The sequence below is a fragment of the Isoptericola sp. NPDC057191 genome (genome assembly GCF_042670225.1).
In the GTDB taxonomy this organism is placed as follows: Bacteria; Actinomycetota; Actinomycetes; order Actinomycetales; family Cellulomonadaceae; genus Isoptericola.
Window position 1 is genome coordinate 1 of the sequence record NZ_JBHUWC010000107.1, and the last position, 13,818, is coordinate 13,818.

Sequence of the window (13,818 nt, forward strand, 5' to 3'; positions counted from 1 at the left end):
GGGCATGGGGTTTCCGCGCCGCCGGGGCCGCCAGGGCCCGGAGCTCGGCAAAACGCCCCCCCGCTTTGCGCCACCCGGGGGGGGGCCCCCCCCCCGGGGGGGGGGCGGCGGCCACCGTCGTTCACCAGATGCGGACCCGGTCCTCCGGGGCGAGCCAGAGGGCGTCGTCGGGCCCCACGCCGTAGGTGGCGTGGAACTCGTCGACGTTGCGCACGACGCCGTTGCAGCGGAACTCGTTCGGTGAGTGCGGGTCGGTGGCGAGGCGCCGGACCATCTCCTCGTCGCGGCCCTTGGACTGCCACACCTGGGCCCAGCCCAGGAAGACCCGCTCGAGGCCGGTCAGGCCGTCGACGACGGGCGCCTGGTCGAGCGACGTCCCGAGCGCGATGCGGTACGCCTTGATGGCGATGGACAGACCGCCGAGGTCTCCGATGTTCTCGCCGATCGTGAGCGCGCCGTTGACGTGCGGGCCGTCCTCGGGCAGCTGCTCGGGCCGGAACGCGTCGTACTGCGCGATGAGCGCGGAGGTCCGCTTCTCGAACTCGGTGCGGTCGGTCTCGGTCCACCAGTCCTCGAGGCGACCGTCACCGTCGTACTTCGAACCCTGGTCGTCGAAGCCGTGCCCGATCTCGTGCCCGATGACGCCGCCGATGCCGCCGTAGTTCACGGCGTCGTCGGCGTCCGGGTCGAAGAACGGCGGCTGCAGGATCGCGGCGGGGAAGACGATCTCGTTCATGCCGGGGTTGTAGTAGGCGTTGACCGTCTGCGGGGTCATGAACCACTCGTCGCGGTCGATCGGGCGGCCGATCTTGCCGAGCTCGTGGTCCTGCTCGAACGCGTGGGCGCGCCGGACGTTGCCGACCAGGTCGGCGGCGTCCACCTCGAGGGCGGCGTAGTCCCGCCACTTCACGGGGTAGCCGACCTTGGGGGTGAACCGCTCGAGCTTGGCGAGCGCCTTGACCTTGGTCTCCGGGGTCATCCAGTCGAGCTGCTCGATGGACTCGCGGTACGCGGCCACGAGGTTCGCGACCAGCGTGTCCATGCGCTCCTTGTGCTCCGGCGGGAAGTGCCGCTGCACGTACTGCTCGCCGACCGCCTCGCCGAGCGCCCGCTCGACCAGCGCGACGCCACGCTTCCAGCGGTCGCGGACCTCCTGCGCGCCGGAGAGGGTGCGGCCGTAGAAGTCGAAGTTGGCCTCGACGGTGTCTTCGTCGAGGTAGGCCGCGCGAGCGGTGAGCAGGTGGTAGGCGGCCCACAGCTTCCAGTCCGCGAGGGGCTCGGAGCGCCACAGCTCGGCGAACCCGGTGGCGAACGACGGCTCGCGCACGACGAGCGCGTCCAGCGACCCGGCGGGCGCGCCGAGGGCAGCGGCCCAGGCGCGCCAGTCGAAGCCGGGCGCCTGCTCGACGAGGTCGGCGAGCGTCATCGGGTTGTAGGTGAGGTCGGCGTCGCGGTCGCGCACGACGTCCCAGTGGTGGGCGGCGAGCTTGGTCTCGAGGGCGAGCACGCGGGCCGCGGCGTCCTCGGGGTCGGCGGACCACGCCGAGCTCGCCGTGACGCCCGCGACGCGGAGCATGCGCGCCAGGTGGGGCAGGTACTTCTCCCGGACGGGGGCGTACTGGTCCTCGCGGTAGTACGCCTCGTCCGGGAGGCCGAGACCGCCCTGCACGAGGTACGTCACGTAGGTCTCGGGGTCCTTCGCGTCGTTGTCGACGTAGAACGCCACGGCGCCGCCGCCGCCCGTGCGCTGGAGCGCCCCGAGCACGTCGACCAGCTCCGCGGGCGAGGTGGCGTCCACGATCTGCGCCAGCTCCGGCGCGACGGGCGCCGTGCCGAGCTGCTGCACGCGGTCGGTGTCGAGGAAGCTCGCGTACAGCGCGCCGATCTTCGCCGGCGTGGACGCGGGGTCGAGGTCCTCGGTGGCCGCGAGGTCGGTGATGATGGCACGGACCCGCTCCTCCGAGAGGTCGTGCAGCGCCCGGAACGCGCCGTCCATGGCGCGGTCGGCGGGAATCTCGTGCTGGGCGAGCCACCGCCCGTTCACGTGGCGGTAGAGGTCGTCCTGCGGGCGGACGTCCTCGTCGAGGGCGGACAGGTCGATACCGGACCGCAGCCCGGTGGCGTCGGCAGTCATGGCGTCACCCTACGGCGCGGCACCGACCTGGTGTGGGGGAGAATGTGTCCATGCGTCTGCACATCGCCGCCGATCACGCCGGCTACGAGCTCAAGACCCACCTCGTCGACCACCTGCGCGCCGCCGGGCACGACGTCGTCGACCACGGGGCGCACGAGTACGACCCGCTGGACGACTACCCCGCGTTCTGCATCGCCGCGGGCGAGGCCGTCGTGGCGGAGCCGGGCTCGCTCGGCATCGTCATCGGAGGCTCGGGCAACGGCGAGCAGATCGCCGCGAACAAGGTCGCCGGGGTGCGCGCGGTGCTCGCCTGGTCGCTGGAGACCGCCCGCCTGGGCCGTCAGCACAACGACGCCAACGTCATCGCCGTCGGCGGCCGGATGCACTCGCGCGAGGAGGCCACGTCGTTCGTCGAGGCGTTCGTCGCCGAGCCGTTCAGCGGCGACGCCCGCCACCAGCGCCGCATCGACAAGCTGGCCGCGTACGAGGCGTCGCACGACGTCTCCACGATCTCCTGACGTGCCCGAGGGGCACACCGTCCACCGCCTCGCGCGGGCCCTGGACGCGCTCTTCGGCGGTCAGGCGCTGACCGTGTCGAGCCCCCAGGGCCGCTTCGCGGGAGGGGCCGCGCTGCTCGACGGCCGCCGCCTGGCGAGCGCCGAGGCGTGGGGCAAGCAGCTGTTCTGCAGCTTCGTGCCCGACCTGCCGGGCGGCCGCGGCGAGGAGCGCTGGCTCCGCGTGCACCTGGGTCTCTACGGGGCCTGGACGTTCGCCGGGGACGGCAGCGCCGAGGTCGTGCACGCGATCGGGGCGCCGCGACGGCGCATCGGGGAGCGGGAGACGATGCCGGCTCCCGCCCCTGACAGTGTGCCGGGCGTGGCCGGCGCGGACGACCGGGTCAGCGACGACGGAGCGTGGGCCCCGCCCGCCCCGCGGGGCGCGGTCCGGCTCCGCCTGCTCGGGACGCACGCCGTCGCGGACCTCACCGGCCCGACGGCGTGCGAGGTGCTCACCGGGACCGAGAAGGCGGCGGTCGAGGCGCGCCTCGGTCCCGACCCGATCCGGGCGGACGGGGGTCGTGGGTCGCTCGACGAGGCCCGGGCGGCCTTCGTCGCGCGGGTGCGGCGCTCGCGGGTGACGGTCGGCCAGCAGCTCATGGACCAGGCGGTGATCGCCGGCGTGGGGAACATCTACCGCGCGGAGGTCCTGTTCCGTGCCGGGGTCGACCCCTGGCGACCCGGCCGCGACGTGCCCGCGGCCGTGCTCGGGTCGATCTGGGACGACCTGGTCGTCCTCATGCGGGACGGCGCCGACCACGGGGCCATCGTCACCACCCGTCCCGCCGACCGCGTGCCGGACGGCGGCGGCGGTCGGGTCACGCGCCAGAACACGGACGGTGACGACGGCGCCGTGCCCCGGGACGCGTCGTTCTACGTCTACCACCGCGACACGCTGCCGTGCCGGGTCTGCGGGTCGCCCGTGCTCACCAAGGAGCTCGCCGGGCGCAACCTCTTCTGGTGCGGGGTCTGTCAGGGCTGATCTCGCAAGAGCCCGGACAGGTGGCGGCCCGGGGCCTCGCCCCACTCCGACCACTCGGCGTCGGTGGCTTCCGCGAGCGCGCCGCACCACGCCCACGACCGGTTGACGGCGTGCACCGTGCCCGCGGCGCGCCGCAGGGCGGCCCACCCGCGGTGCGGGTCGTCGTCGACCGGCGGGAGCCCGCGGACGGCGAGCCAGTGCGCCCACTGCTCCCGGTACGCAGCCTCGACGGGCGCCCACGCCACGCCGCCGCTCCGGGCGACCGCCGACGACACCTCGAGCACCTCGAGCGGGTGCGCCCACTGCGCGTCGCCGAGGTCGAACACCCGCAGCTGCCCGTCCACCTCGAAGACGTTGCCCGGGTGCAGGTCGCCGTGCTGCAGGGTTGCCGGCAGCGGGCTCGCCGCGAGGACGGCGGCCGCGTCGACGACGGCAGGGCGCGCGCGGTCCAGCGCGGCGGCGGTGGCCTCGTCGAGGTGCGCAGGGTGCGCGGACGGCAGCGTGCGCAGGCGGTCCAGGACGACGTCGAAGCGGCCCGGCACGGTCGCGGGGGAGCAGTCGGGCAGGCCGGTCGTCCGGAGCTCCGGGCCGCGCCCGGCGACGTCCTGCTGGAGGTGTGCGAAGCCGGTCAGCACGGCCGACCAGTCGGCAGCGGTCGGCTCCCGGCGTTCGCGCAGGGTCGCCCCGCGGTCGGCCGTGAGCAACCAGCCGCGCGTGGTCTCGACGGCGAGGGGGACGTCGACCTGGTCGGGCGCGATCTCGGCCAGCAGCCGCTGCAGCGCGGGCTCGTGCGAAGCGGCTCGGCAGCCGCCCTTGAACCAGACGCGGCCGCCGTCGGTGTCGAGCACGAGCAGCGTGGACCAGGGGCGCACGCGCGTCTGGCGCGCAGGGCCGTCGGGGCGAAGCCCCCGGGAGTCGAGCGCGTCATGGACCCACGCGGTGACCTCTGCCCGCCACGCCTCGGAGGTCACCGTGCGTGTGAACGCGCCGGCGTCGGTGACCACGCCGTCCGCCGTCAGAAGACCCAGCCGCACGCGGGCGCGAGCGGCCAGCCGAACGCGGCGCTCGTGCGCGCGAGCGCGCCCAGGGAGCGCTCGACGACCAGCCCCGCGCCCGCGAGCGCAGCGAGCGACCCGCCGCCGAGGTAGGCGGCGCCGAGCTCCCGGACGTCGAGCTCCAGGTCGGGCGCGGCGTCCGTGCGCTCGCACGAGGCCTCCTCGAAGGCGCCGGCCCGCAGGTGCCACGCCCCCGCGTTGTCGGGCAGCCGGGCGTCGGTGATGCCGAGGACCACGTCGACGTCGGCCTGGTAGCGGCGTCCGGCGAGGGCCGTGGGCACGTCGACGACACGGACCCACACGTTGTCCGCGACGCGGGGTGCGGCGGAGCGCGGGTCGACGAGCAGGGCCGTGATCGGGTCGTCGACGGGCAGCAGGAAGGGCTCGGTGGTGCTCATGAGGTCGAGGTCCAGCAGCACGCCCCACAGGGCGCGGGCCGCGGCCGCGTCGAGCGCGACCACCTCGCCCGCGTGCACGGTGCCGCGCGGCCCGGTGACCTGCCAGTCGAGGGTGCGGCGGAACGTCGCGTACCCGCGCGGCTCGCCGTCGCGCTCGACGACGACGATCCGCAACGACTCGCGTCCGGCCGACCGGAAGGACTTCGGGTCCGACCAGTAGCTGTCCCACTGGGCGTCGGTCTCCCGGGTCGCCCAGCCAGGACGGTTGATCCCCGTGGCCGTCGGCAGGCCGGGGGAGCGGTGCAGCCGCGCGACGAGCTCGCCGTGTCGCGCGCGGTCGGCGTGCTCCACGCGGACGGTGTGCTCCGCGGCGCCGGGGACGTCGCGCAGGGCGGCGCCGCGCGGGACGGCGACGCGCAGGTCGTCCGCGGCCTTGCCGTACCCGAACCGGCCGTAGATGGCGGCCTCCGCCGCGAACAGCGCGGACAGGGCCTCGCCTCGCTCGCGACAGCGCGCCAGGTGCTGGTCGATCATCGCGGTGAGGAGACCGCGGCGGCGGTGCTGCGGGTGCACGCCCACCCACGTGAGGCCTGCGGTGGGCAGCGTGGCGCCGGGGACGGGGAAGTGGCTGAAGGGGTAGGACGAGTGCACGGCGGCGAGCGCGGCGTCCGCCCCGGTGCGGTCCTCCCGCTCCACGCCGATCGTCCGCTCCCAGCTCAGCGGGAGACCGAGCGCGTCGAACTCGTCGACGGAGTGCGGGTCGGGGAACGCCCACGTGTCGAGGTCGAGGAGGGCGTGCCGGTCGTCGGGGGTGAGCTGGCGGGAGCGGTACCCGGAGGGCAGCGGGCGCGGTGCGGGGTCGGCGGTCACCGCCCGATCGTGACGCGGCGCGCGACCGTGTGCCAGCGGAATTCCGAGGCCGGGCCCGCCTGCGCGGACGGTCGGCGCGTGCCCGTAGGGTCGCGGTGTGCCCGCACCCACCGAGGAGATCGAGGAGCCGCTGGACGGCCCCGACGAGTATGCCGCCGCCGTCCTCGCCCTGGTGCGACGCATCCCGTCCGGCCGTGCGATGACGTACGGCCTGATCGCGGAGATCGTCGGCGAGCGGCTGGGCCGCGGCGGCCCGCGGCAGGTCGGTCAGGTCATGGCCGGCTCCGGCGACCGCTACGCCCACCTCGTGCCCGAGGGGGCGGCGGTCGTGGGTCCCGTCCAGGACAACCACCCGGTGCCGTGGTGGCGGGTGGTGAACGCGTCCGGCGCGCCGCCCGCCCGCCACCTCACCGCCGCGCTCGACGCGTTGCGGGCCGAGGCGTGCCCGCTGTCGCGGGACGGCCGCCGCGTGGACCTGCGCCGGGCGGTGTGGTTCCCCGAGGACGAGGGTGCCGACGAGGGTGCGGACGAGGGCGGCGGCGCGGCGGGCTAGGCCTTCGAGGGTGCGACGCGGGCCGCCATCGAGCCGGCGGTCGCGCGGACGCGCGCACCCAGCGGGGTACCGCCGCCGGAGTCCGTGCGGGCAGCCTGCGACGCCGCGAGGACGGTGAGCATCGAGGACGGGTCGCCCTGGAGCAGCATGGTGGTCAGGGCCGTGCCGTCCCAGCGGGCCAGGTCGCGTGCGACCTTCTCCGCGGGACCGACGAGGGCGATCTCCTCCACCAGCTCGGTGGGCACGGCGCGCGCGGCGTCGTCCCGGCGGCCGGCGAGGAAGAGCGCCTGCACCTCGTCGAGCTGCGCCGCGTAGCCCAGCCGGTCGAGAGAGTCCTTGTGGAAGTTGGCCTCCTTCGATCCCATCCCGCCCGCGTAGAGGGCGATGTGGGGGCGGATGACGTCGGCGGCGGCCTCGACGTCGTCCCGCACGACCACGGGGACGGTGGCGAGCACCTCGAAGTCGGCGGCGGCGCTGCGTTCGTCGGCGCGCTGGGCGAAGCCGGAGGCCAGGAGCTCCCGGTGCTCGGCGTCCGCCCGCGGTGCGTAGAAGCCGGCCATCCAGCCGTCGGCGATCTCCGCGGCGAGGGCGACGTTCTTCGGGCCCTGGGCGGCGAGCACGATCGGGATGTCGCGGCGGCGGGGGTGCACGGTCGGCTTGAGCGCCTTGCCGAGGCCCGTGGCGCCGGGAGCGTCGGCGGGCAGGGGGAGGCGGAAGAACTCGCCGTCGGCGGTCACCGGGCGCTCGCGGGCGAAGACCTGGCGCACGACGTCCACGTACTCCCGGGTGCGCGCCAGGGGACGGCGGTAGGGCTGGCCGTACCAGCCCTCGACGACCTGCGGGCCGGAGGCGCCGAGTCCCAGCACGAACCGGCCTCCGGACAGGTGGTCGAGCGTGATGGCCTGCATCGCGGTGGCCGTGGGGGTCCGGGCGGCCATCTGGGCGATGCCGGTGCCGAGCCGGAGGCGGCGGGTGCGCGACCCCCACCAGGCCAGGGGGGTGAACGCGTCCGACCCGTAGGCCTCCGCGGTCCACACCGAGTCGAGCCCCAGCGCCTCGGCCGCGACCAGCGCGGGGACGATGCCCTTCGGGGGCTTGCGGGACCAGTAGCCGGTCTGGATGCCGATGCGCAGGGGGCTCATGGGGCGGGCGTGCTCCTCGTCGAGTGGGACCTTCGGTGTGTCTGGTACCCGGAGTATGGGGTAACTCCGGTCACACCTTAGCCGACGCCGTGCGCGCGGCGGTCGCCACACTAGGTTCGGGGCATGGCGACGATCGAAGACGCGGCCCGCGCCGCCATGGCGCTGCCCGAGGTTGCCGAGACGACGACGTTCCGGAACCGCGCCTGGGCGGTGGCCGGACGGGTGTTCGCCTGGGAACGGCCGTTCAGCAAGGCCGACCTGCGCCGGTTCGACGACGCCCCGGTGCCCTCGGGGCCGATCCTCGCCGTCGTCGTCGAGGACCTCGGCGAGAAGGAGGCCGTGCTCGCCGCGCGGCCGGAAGCCTTCACGATCCCGCACCTCGACGGCGTCGCCGTCGTCCTGGTGCGCCTCGAGGCGTCCTCGACGGACGCGGTGCACGAGCTTCTCGTGGACGGGTGGCTCGCGAAGGCGCCCCGCCGGGTCTCCGCCGCCCACCCGGAGCTGCTCGGCTGAGCCTGGTCAGTCCGTCGCCGGGCGCGCACGGTCGGCGACCGTGTTGAGCAGTGCCGCGCCCGTGGCGGCGTCGTCGATCGTGACGACGAGCGAGCGGCCGCCGGTGCGCTCGACGAGGAGCGCCTCGCCTGCGCGGAGCACCACACCGACCCGTCCGCCGCGGCCGACACGCCACCCCCAGCCGCCGAACTCCGCGAACGGCCGGACCTCGACCACCGAAGCGGCGAGCACCTCGTCCGCCGGCACCCGCGTGCCCGGCCAGCCGAGCACGGAGCGCACGGTCAGCCCGGAACCGTCCACCCGGACGGTGAACGCGAACATGGCCGCGAAGAGCCCCGCCAGCAGCACGGGGATCGCGAGCAGGGCCCAGGTGGCCAGGGCCACGGCGAGCGCCGCGGTCACGAGGATCGCGGCCATGCCGACGGCCAGGCCGGGGCCGCCGGTCGCGCGCCGCAGCCAGACCGCGCGCTCGCCGTCCCGCAAGGTGGTGCGCGGGGCGTCGTCCGCGACGGCGCCCGTGGCCGGGAGCGGGGCGTCGCCAGGCGCGAGGGCCGCCGCGAGCACGGCGGGCACGAGCGGGAGGAGCAGGACGAGGGCGGTCACCCAACCCGGGTCGGTCACCTGCGAGACGTCGGTCAGTCCGCGCTGCGGGGCGAGCGTCGTGAGCAGGGCGCCGCCGGCCATGCCGCCCGACCAGACGCTCCCGCCTGCGGCGAGGCGGCGGGTGGACGCGGCGCTGCCGGCCACGGTGCCGATGAGCCAGAAGAGCACCAGGAGGCCCGCGGCCAGCGCGGCGAAGACCAGGATGTAGCCGCGTGGCGCCGTGAAGCCGTCGGGGGCACCGGCGCCGCTCCAGTGGGAGGCGACCTGGGCGGGCAGCTCGTCGAGCCACGTCCAGGCGATCACGACCGCCGCGAGGGCCAGCGCGGCACCGGCGGCCGTGGCCCACCCCATCGTCCGTCGGGCGAGGGCGCGCCAGGTCTCCGGCGCGGGGTCGGGGATCGTGCGTCGCGTCGCGGTCATCGGTGCAGGGCCTCCTTGACGAGGGTGGTGGTGGTCTCGGCGGACAGGCCGGCCTGACGGGCGGCGGCGACGAGGTCGGCCAGCGCGCGCTCCACGTGGCTCAGGTCTGGGCCGGCACCTGTCACGACCGCCCCGCGGCCGCGGCGCAGCTCGATCAGCCCGTCGTCGCGCAGCGCCTGGTAGGCCTTGAGCACCGTGTGGACGTTGAGGTCGAGCGAGGCGGCGAGCTCGCGGGCCGCGGGCAGTCGCTCGCCCGGGCGCAGGTCCCCGCGGGCGACCCCGAGGCGCGCCTGAGCCACGAGCTGTGCGTACAGCGGCTCGGCCGCGCCGGGATCGATCCTCCAGAGCATGGCGAACATGCTAGTTGTTCTACTGGAACTATCACAATCGGCACCAGCAACGGCATGCCCGCCGCCCGGGACGACGGCGGCCCGCGCGCCGCCTGCCGGAGCAGGGGTGCGCGGGCCGTGCCGCGGGGTGCGGGGGCGTCAGATGACGTACTCGAGCAGCTCGGACGCGTCCTCGACGTGCTGGCCGTGGTCCGGCCGATGGCCGGGGTGGCGCGCGTGGGCGGGCACCCCGACCGCGACCATGCCCGTGGGCACGTCGTGGACGACGACCGCGTTCGCGCCGATCTGCGCGTCGTGGCCGATCCACAGGGGCCCGAGGATCTTCGCGCCCGCACCGACCATGACCCGGTCACCCAGGGTCGGATGACGCTTGCCGCGCGTCATCGACCGCCCGCCCAGCGTGGAGCCGTGGAAGAGCACGCAGTCGTCACCCACCACCGCCGTCTGGCCGATGACCACGCCCATGCCGTGGTCGATGAACAGACGCCGGCCGATCCGTGCCCCGGGGTGGATCTCGATGCCGGTGACCCAGCGCGCGGTCTGGGACAGCAGCCGGGCCGGCAGCCGCAGGCCCGGCCGGTGCCACATGCGGTGGCTCAGCCGGTGCGCCCAGACGGCGTGGACGCCCGGGTACCCGAGCGCGACCTCGAAGCGCGACCGCGCCGCAGGGTCGTGGGCGTGCGCGGCCTCGAGGTCCTCCGCGAGGATCTCGAACAGGTGCCGCAGGCCGGGGCGGTGACCTGTGGGCATCGGGTGGTCGACCTCGCCGTCGACGGGGTCGGTGCGACGGCTCGCCACGTCAGTCCAGCAGGTCCGAGTAGAGGATCGTGGACAGGTACCGCTCGCCGAAGTCGGGGATCACGACGACGATCAGCTTCCCGGCGTTCTCCGGACGCTTCGCGACCTCCAGGGCCCCGGCGATCGCGGCGCCCGAGGAGATGCCGACCAGCAGGCCCTCCTCCTTCGCCGCACGGCGGGCGAGCTCGACCGAGGTCTCGGCGTCGACGTCCAGCACCTCGTCGTACACCGAGGTGTCGAGGATCTCCGGCACGAAGTTCGCGCCCAGGCCCTGGATCTTGTGCGGCCCGGGGTTCCCGCCGTTGAGGATGGGCGACTCGGCGGGCTCGACCGCCACGATCCGCACCTCGGGCTTGCGCTCCTTGAGCACCCCGCCGACGCCGGTGATCGTGCCACCCGTGCCGATGCCGGCCACGACGACGTCGACCGCGCCGTCGGTGTCGGCCCAGATCTCCTCGGCCGTCGTCTCGCGGTGGATCTTCGGGTTGGCCTCGTTGGCGAACTGGCGGGCGAGGATGGCGCCCGGCCGCTCCGCGGCGATCTTCTCGGCCGCGGCGACGGCGCCCTTCATGCCCTCGGCGCCAGGCGTGAGCACCAGCTCGGCGCCGTAGGCGCGCAGCAGGGCGCGGCGCTCCTTCGACATCGTCTCCGGCATCGCGAGCACCACCTTGTAGCCGCGCGCGGCGCCGACCCAGGCGAGCGCGATCCCCGTGTTGCCGGACGTGCCCTCGACGATGGTGCCGCCGGGCTGCAGGGCGCCCGACGCCTCCGCGGCGTCGATGATCGAGACACCGATGCGGTCCTTCACGGAGTTGGCGGGGTTGTAGAACTCGAGCTTGGCGACGACGGTGGCGTCGAGCCCGGCGGTCAGGCGGTTGAGCCGAACGAGCGGGGTGCGGCCGATGAGCTTCGTGGCGTCGTCGTAGATGCGTGCCATGGTGATCCTTCTCGGGAGGTGCGTGCGGGCGGGTGCGGTGAGAGCGCGGCCTGCGATCGCGTCGCTCGTGGAGCGGGCGGCCAGGGCCGGCGGCGGGGCGGTGCGAGCGCCGCACGGTCGCCGGGGACCCGCCTGCGGGCGGGTCGGACGTGGCGTGGGCGCTCTATCGACAGCATCGCGGCGTCGTCGCCGCGGCGCACGCCAGGGTGCGGAGCGTCGACGCCGGCACCGTCCTGCAGGCGGACGAGGGGGCGACGCGGGAGACGGTGGTCGTCATGCCCGGCCCTCCTCAAGGTGCGTGGGTGCTGTCGCTGGCTGCGGCGCCGAGCCTAGCCAGGCGGCGACCGATCGACAAGGCGCATCTCATCCATCGGCACGATCGATGGGTCGAGTGATGGCGGGGTGGCGACGGGGGGCAAGCAGGCGTGGGGAGCGGCCGGGGCGCCGAAGAGATGACGAGGCGCGCAGCGGAGGCGCGCTGGCGTGCGCCGGAACGACGCACGCCAGGCGGGAGAGGGAGCGGGCGACGGGAATCGAACCCGCGTAGCCAGTTTGGAAGACTGGGGCTCTACCATTGAGCTACGCCCGCACGGACGACCCGAGCAGTGCTGCCGGGCCGGAACGCGGGGCTCACCCTAGCAAACGTGGCACGTGCGCCGGTCCCGCTCCGCGCGGGCCCGGGTACCGACTCCTCGCCGACTCCTCGCCGACTCCTCGCCGATCGTTCCGACGGCGTCCCCGCCTCCGTCCGTGCACGTCGTGGCGTCCGGCGGGGGCGGTCGCACTACACTGACCGAGGCCCCGCCCGGCGGGCGGGCCACGGGGTGTGGCGCAGCTTGGTAGCGCATCTGCTTTGGGAGCAGAGGGTCGCTGGTTCGAATCCAGTCACCCCGACCGCAGGACGTCGCGACGGTGGCGGCGTGCAGAATCTGCACGGAGGCGTTTCTCACCGCGGAGCGCGCCTCCCACCGGTACCTCCGCGGGGGCGTCGTGGCGTAGCATGGACGGGTTGCCCGTACGTCCGTCGTACGGTCCGCCACCCCGCGCCGCAGCAACCAGGCCGGCTCGCGCCGGTGAGACGCGCGCGCACGCACCCAACCGTTGGAGACCATCGAAGTGAAGAGCGCCGTCGAGACCCTGGATCCCACCAAGGTCAAGCTGACCGTCGAGGTGGAGTACGACGAGCTCAAGCCGAGCATCGACCACGCGTACAAGCACATCGCCGAGCAGGTGAACATCCCCGGGTTCCGCAAGGGCAAGGTTCCCCCGCGCATCATCGACCAGCGCGTGGGCTGGGGCGCGGTCGTCGAGCACGCCGTGAACGACGCTCTGTCGAACTTCTACCGCGACGCCGTCACGGCCGAGTCGCTGCGTCCCCTGGGCCAGCCCGAGGTCGAGGTGACCGAGATCCCCGCCGCCGCCGGCGAGGGCCAGCTCGCCTTCACCGCCGAGGTCGAGGTCCGCCCGGAGATCACCCTGCCGGAGCTGTCCGGCATCGAGATCACGGTGGACAGCACCGAGGTCACCGACGAGGACGTCGCGGAGCGCCTCGACGCGCTGCGCGAGCGCTTCGGCACCCTCGTGGGCGTGGACCGCCCGGCCGCCGAGGGCGACTACGTCGTCATCGACCTCAAGGCCGTCATCGGCGACGAGGAGATCGACTCGGTCTCCGGCGTCTCCTACCAGATCGGCGCCGGCAACATGCTGGAGGGCCTCGACGAGGCGCTCACCGGCCTGTCGACGGACGAGACCACGACCTTCGCCACGAAGCTCGCCGGCGGCGAGCACGAGGGCGAGGAGGCGCAGGTCACCGTCACGGCCACCGCCGTCAAGGAGCGCGACCTGCCGACGCCGGACGACGACTTCGCCCAGCTCGCCTCGGAGTTCGACACCCTCGAGGAGCTGAAGGCGGACCTGCGTGAGCAGGTCGCGTCGATCAAGACGTCGAACCAGGCCGTCGCCGCGCGCGACCTGCTGCTCGAGAAGCTGCTCGAGGCCGTCGAGGTGCCCGTGCCGACCGGCGCCGTCGAGGCCGAGGTCCACCGTCACCTGGAGTCGGAGAGCCGCCTCGAGGACGACGAGCACCGCGCCGAGGTCACCGTGGACGCCACCAAGGCGCTCACGAACCAGATCCTCCTGGACACGCTGGCCGAGAAGCTCGAGGTGCAGGTCGGCCAGGGCGAGCTCGTCGAGTACCTGGTGCAGGCGTCGCAGCAGTACGGCATGGACCCGAACCAGTTCATCTCCACCCTGGACCAGGGCGGCCAGATCCCCGCCATGGTCGGTGAGGTCGCGCGCTCGAAGGCCCTCGCGGTCGCCCTGCGCGAGATCGAGGTCAAGGACTCCGACGGCAACGTCGTCGACCTGACCGAGTTCATCGGCACCGAGGAGGAGGACGCCGCGGCCGCCGAGGCCGAGGGCGCCACCGAGCCCGTCGAGGCGACCGAGGCGACGGAGGAGACCCCGGAGGAGACGGCCAAGGCCTGATCCCCGGCACCACCGGCAG

Annotated in this window: 14 protein-coding genes and 2 tRNA genes; 7 read left to right on the forward strand and 9 right to left on the reverse strand. The window is 74.5% G+C overall.

Translation table 11 applies throughout. The features are described 5' to 3' along the window. Positions 1-121: 121 nt before the first annotated feature. Positions 122-2,134 (reverse strand): M13 family metallopeptidase, encoded by a 2,013-nt coding sequence (locus ACFT55_RS13485; protein WP_380244346.1) that lies wholly within the window; start codon positions 2,132-2,134, stop codon positions 122-124. Positions 2,135-2,184: 50 nt separating this feature from the next. Between ACFT55_RS13485 and ACFT55_RS13490 the strand changes: the two genes are divergently transcribed. After that, a complete protein-coding gene (locus tag ACFT55_RS13490; protein ID WP_380244347.1) occupies positions 2,185-2,652 on the forward strand; it encodes a ribose-5-phosphate isomerase in 468 nt (155 codons plus the stop codon). A 1-nt stretch (position 2,653) separates the two neighbouring features. Then, positions 2,654-3,673, forward strand: a complete 1,020-nt coding sequence (locus ACFT55_RS13495) for an Fpg/Nei family DNA glycosylase (RefSeq protein WP_380244348.1) — start codon at positions 2,654-2,656, stop codon at positions 3,671-3,673. Here ACFT55_RS13495 and ACFT55_RS13500 read toward each other — a convergent pair. Together ACFT55_RS13500 and eis are read right to left on the reverse strand one after the other, a co-directional pair. Then, positions 3,664-4,677, reverse strand: a complete 1,014-nt coding sequence (locus tag ACFT55_RS13500) for a phosphotransferase (RefSeq protein ID WP_380244349.1) — start codon at positions 4,675-4,677, stop codon at positions 3,664-3,666. The genes ACFT55_RS13495 and ACFT55_RS13500 overlap by 10 nt on opposite strands. Positions 4,678-4,688: 11 nt before the next feature. Next, positions 4,689-5,996, reverse strand: coding sequence for an enhanced intracellular survival protein Eis (eis, locus tag ACFT55_RS13505; protein WP_380244350.1), 1,308 nt, complete (start codon positions 5,994-5,996; stop codon positions 4,689-4,691). Positions 5,997-6,093: 97 nt separating this feature from the next. Here eis and ACFT55_RS13510 point away from each other — a divergent pair, with 97 nt between their 5' ends. Next, positions 6,094-6,549 carry an MGMT family protein gene (locus tag ACFT55_RS13510; protein WP_380244351.1) on the forward strand — a complete coding sequence of 152 codons (456 nt, stop codon included), beginning with the start codon at positions 6,094-6,096 and terminating at the stop codon, positions 6,547-6,549. Here the strand turns inward: ACFT55_RS13510 and ACFT55_RS13515 are convergent. Beyond that, positions 6,546-7,682, reverse strand: a complete 1,137-nt coding sequence (locus ACFT55_RS13515) for an LLM class F420-dependent oxidoreductase (RefSeq protein ID WP_380244357.1) — start codon at positions 7,680-7,682, stop codon at positions 6,546-6,548. The two genes, ACFT55_RS13510 and ACFT55_RS13515, sit on opposite strands and share 4 nt — an antisense overlap. 132 nt (positions 7,683-7,814) lie before the next feature. On the opposite strand from ACFT55_RS13515, the gene ACFT55_RS13520 reads away from it, so the two are divergent. Beyond that, positions 7,815-8,204 (forward strand): hypothetical protein, encoded by a 390-nt coding sequence (locus tag ACFT55_RS13520; protein ID WP_380244352.1) that lies wholly within the window; start codon positions 7,815-7,817, stop codon positions 8,202-8,204. 6 nt (positions 8,205-8,210) lie between these two features. Here the strand turns inward: ACFT55_RS13520 and ACFT55_RS13525 are convergent, their stop codons facing one another. The 4 genes from ACFT55_RS13525 to cysK form a co-directional block, all read right to left on the reverse strand. Further along, on the reverse strand, positions 8,211-9,227 hold the full coding sequence (locus tag ACFT55_RS13525) for a DUF1648 domain-containing protein (protein ID WP_380244353.1): 1,017 nt from the start codon (positions 9,225-9,227) through the stop codon (positions 8,211-8,213). Continuing rightward, on the reverse strand, positions 9,224-9,577 hold the full coding sequence (locus ACFT55_RS13530) for a GntR family transcriptional regulator (protein WP_380244354.1): 354 nt from the start codon (positions 9,575-9,577) through the stop codon (positions 9,224-9,226). The genes ACFT55_RS13525 and ACFT55_RS13530 overlap by 4 nt, the downstream gene beginning before the upstream one ends. Before the next feature lie 138 nt (positions 9,578-9,715). After that, positions 9,716-10,327, reverse strand: coding sequence for a serine O-acetyltransferase EpsC (gene epsC / locus ACFT55_RS13535; RefSeq protein WP_380244358.1), 612 nt, complete (start codon positions 10,325-10,327; stop codon positions 9,716-9,718). 49 nt (positions 10,328-10,376) lie between these two features. After that, the gene (gene cysK, locus ACFT55_RS13540; protein WP_380244355.1) at positions 10,377-11,312 is read right to left on the reverse strand and encodes a cysteine synthase A; all 936 of its coding nucleotides are present in this window, start codon (positions 11,310-11,312) and stop codon (positions 10,377-10,379) included. 149 nt (positions 11,313-11,461) lie between these two features. Between cysK and ACFT55_RS13545 the strand changes: the two genes are divergently transcribed. Continuing rightward, positions 11,462-11,707 (forward strand): hypothetical protein, encoded by a 246-nt coding sequence (locus ACFT55_RS13545; protein ID WP_380244356.1) that lies wholly within the window; start codon positions 11,462-11,464, stop codon positions 11,705-11,707. 123 nt (positions 11,708-11,830) lie between these two features. On the opposite strand, the gene ACFT55_RS13550 is transcribed toward ACFT55_RS13545, so the two are convergent. Beyond that, positions 11,831-11,901 (reverse strand) — tRNA-Gly (locus tag ACFT55_RS13550). A 231-nt stretch (positions 11,902-12,132) separates the two neighbouring features. Between ACFT55_RS13550 and ACFT55_RS13555 the strand changes: the two genes are divergently transcribed. After that, positions 12,133-12,206: transfer RNA gene (locus tag ACFT55_RS13555), tRNA-Pro, on the forward strand. Between the two features lie 222 nt (positions 12,207-12,428). Then, positions 12,429-13,799, forward strand: coding sequence for a trigger factor (tig, locus tag ACFT55_RS13560; RefSeq protein WP_380244359.1), 1,371 nt, complete (start codon positions 12,429-12,431; stop codon positions 13,797-13,799). Positions 13,800-13,818: the final 19 nt, after the last annotated feature.

What these genes read in the sequence shown, in the direction of transcription:
- ACFT55_RS13485 (WP_380244346.1), bottom strand. Translation starts at nt 2,134, where the DNA reads ATGACTGCCGACGCCACCGGGCTGCGGTCCGGTATCGACCTGTCCGCC.
- ACFT55_RS13490 (WP_380244347.1), top strand. Translation starts at nt 2,185, where the DNA reads ATGCGTCTGCACATCGCCGCCGATCACGCCGGCTACGAGCTCAAGACC.
- ACFT55_RS13520 (WP_380244352.1), top strand. Translation starts at nt 7,815, where the DNA reads ATGGCGACGATCGAAGACGCGGCCCGCGCCGCCATGGCGCTGCCCGAG.
- ACFT55_RS13525 (WP_380244353.1), bottom strand. Translation starts at nt 9,227, where the DNA reads ATGACCGCGACGCGACGCACGATCCCCGACCCCGCGCCGGAGACCTGG.
- ACFT55_RS13530 (WP_380244354.1), bottom strand. Translation starts at nt 9,577, where the DNA reads ATGCTCTGGAGGATCGATCCCGGCGCGGCCGAGCCGCTGTACGCACAG.
- epsC (WP_380244358.1), bottom strand. Translation starts at nt 10,327, where the DNA reads ATGCCCACAGGTCACCGCCCCGGCCTGCGGCACCTGTTCGAGATCCTC.
- cysK (WP_380244355.1), bottom strand. Translation starts at nt 11,312, where the DNA reads ATGGCACGCATCTACGACGACGCCACGAAGCTCATCGGCCGCACCCCG.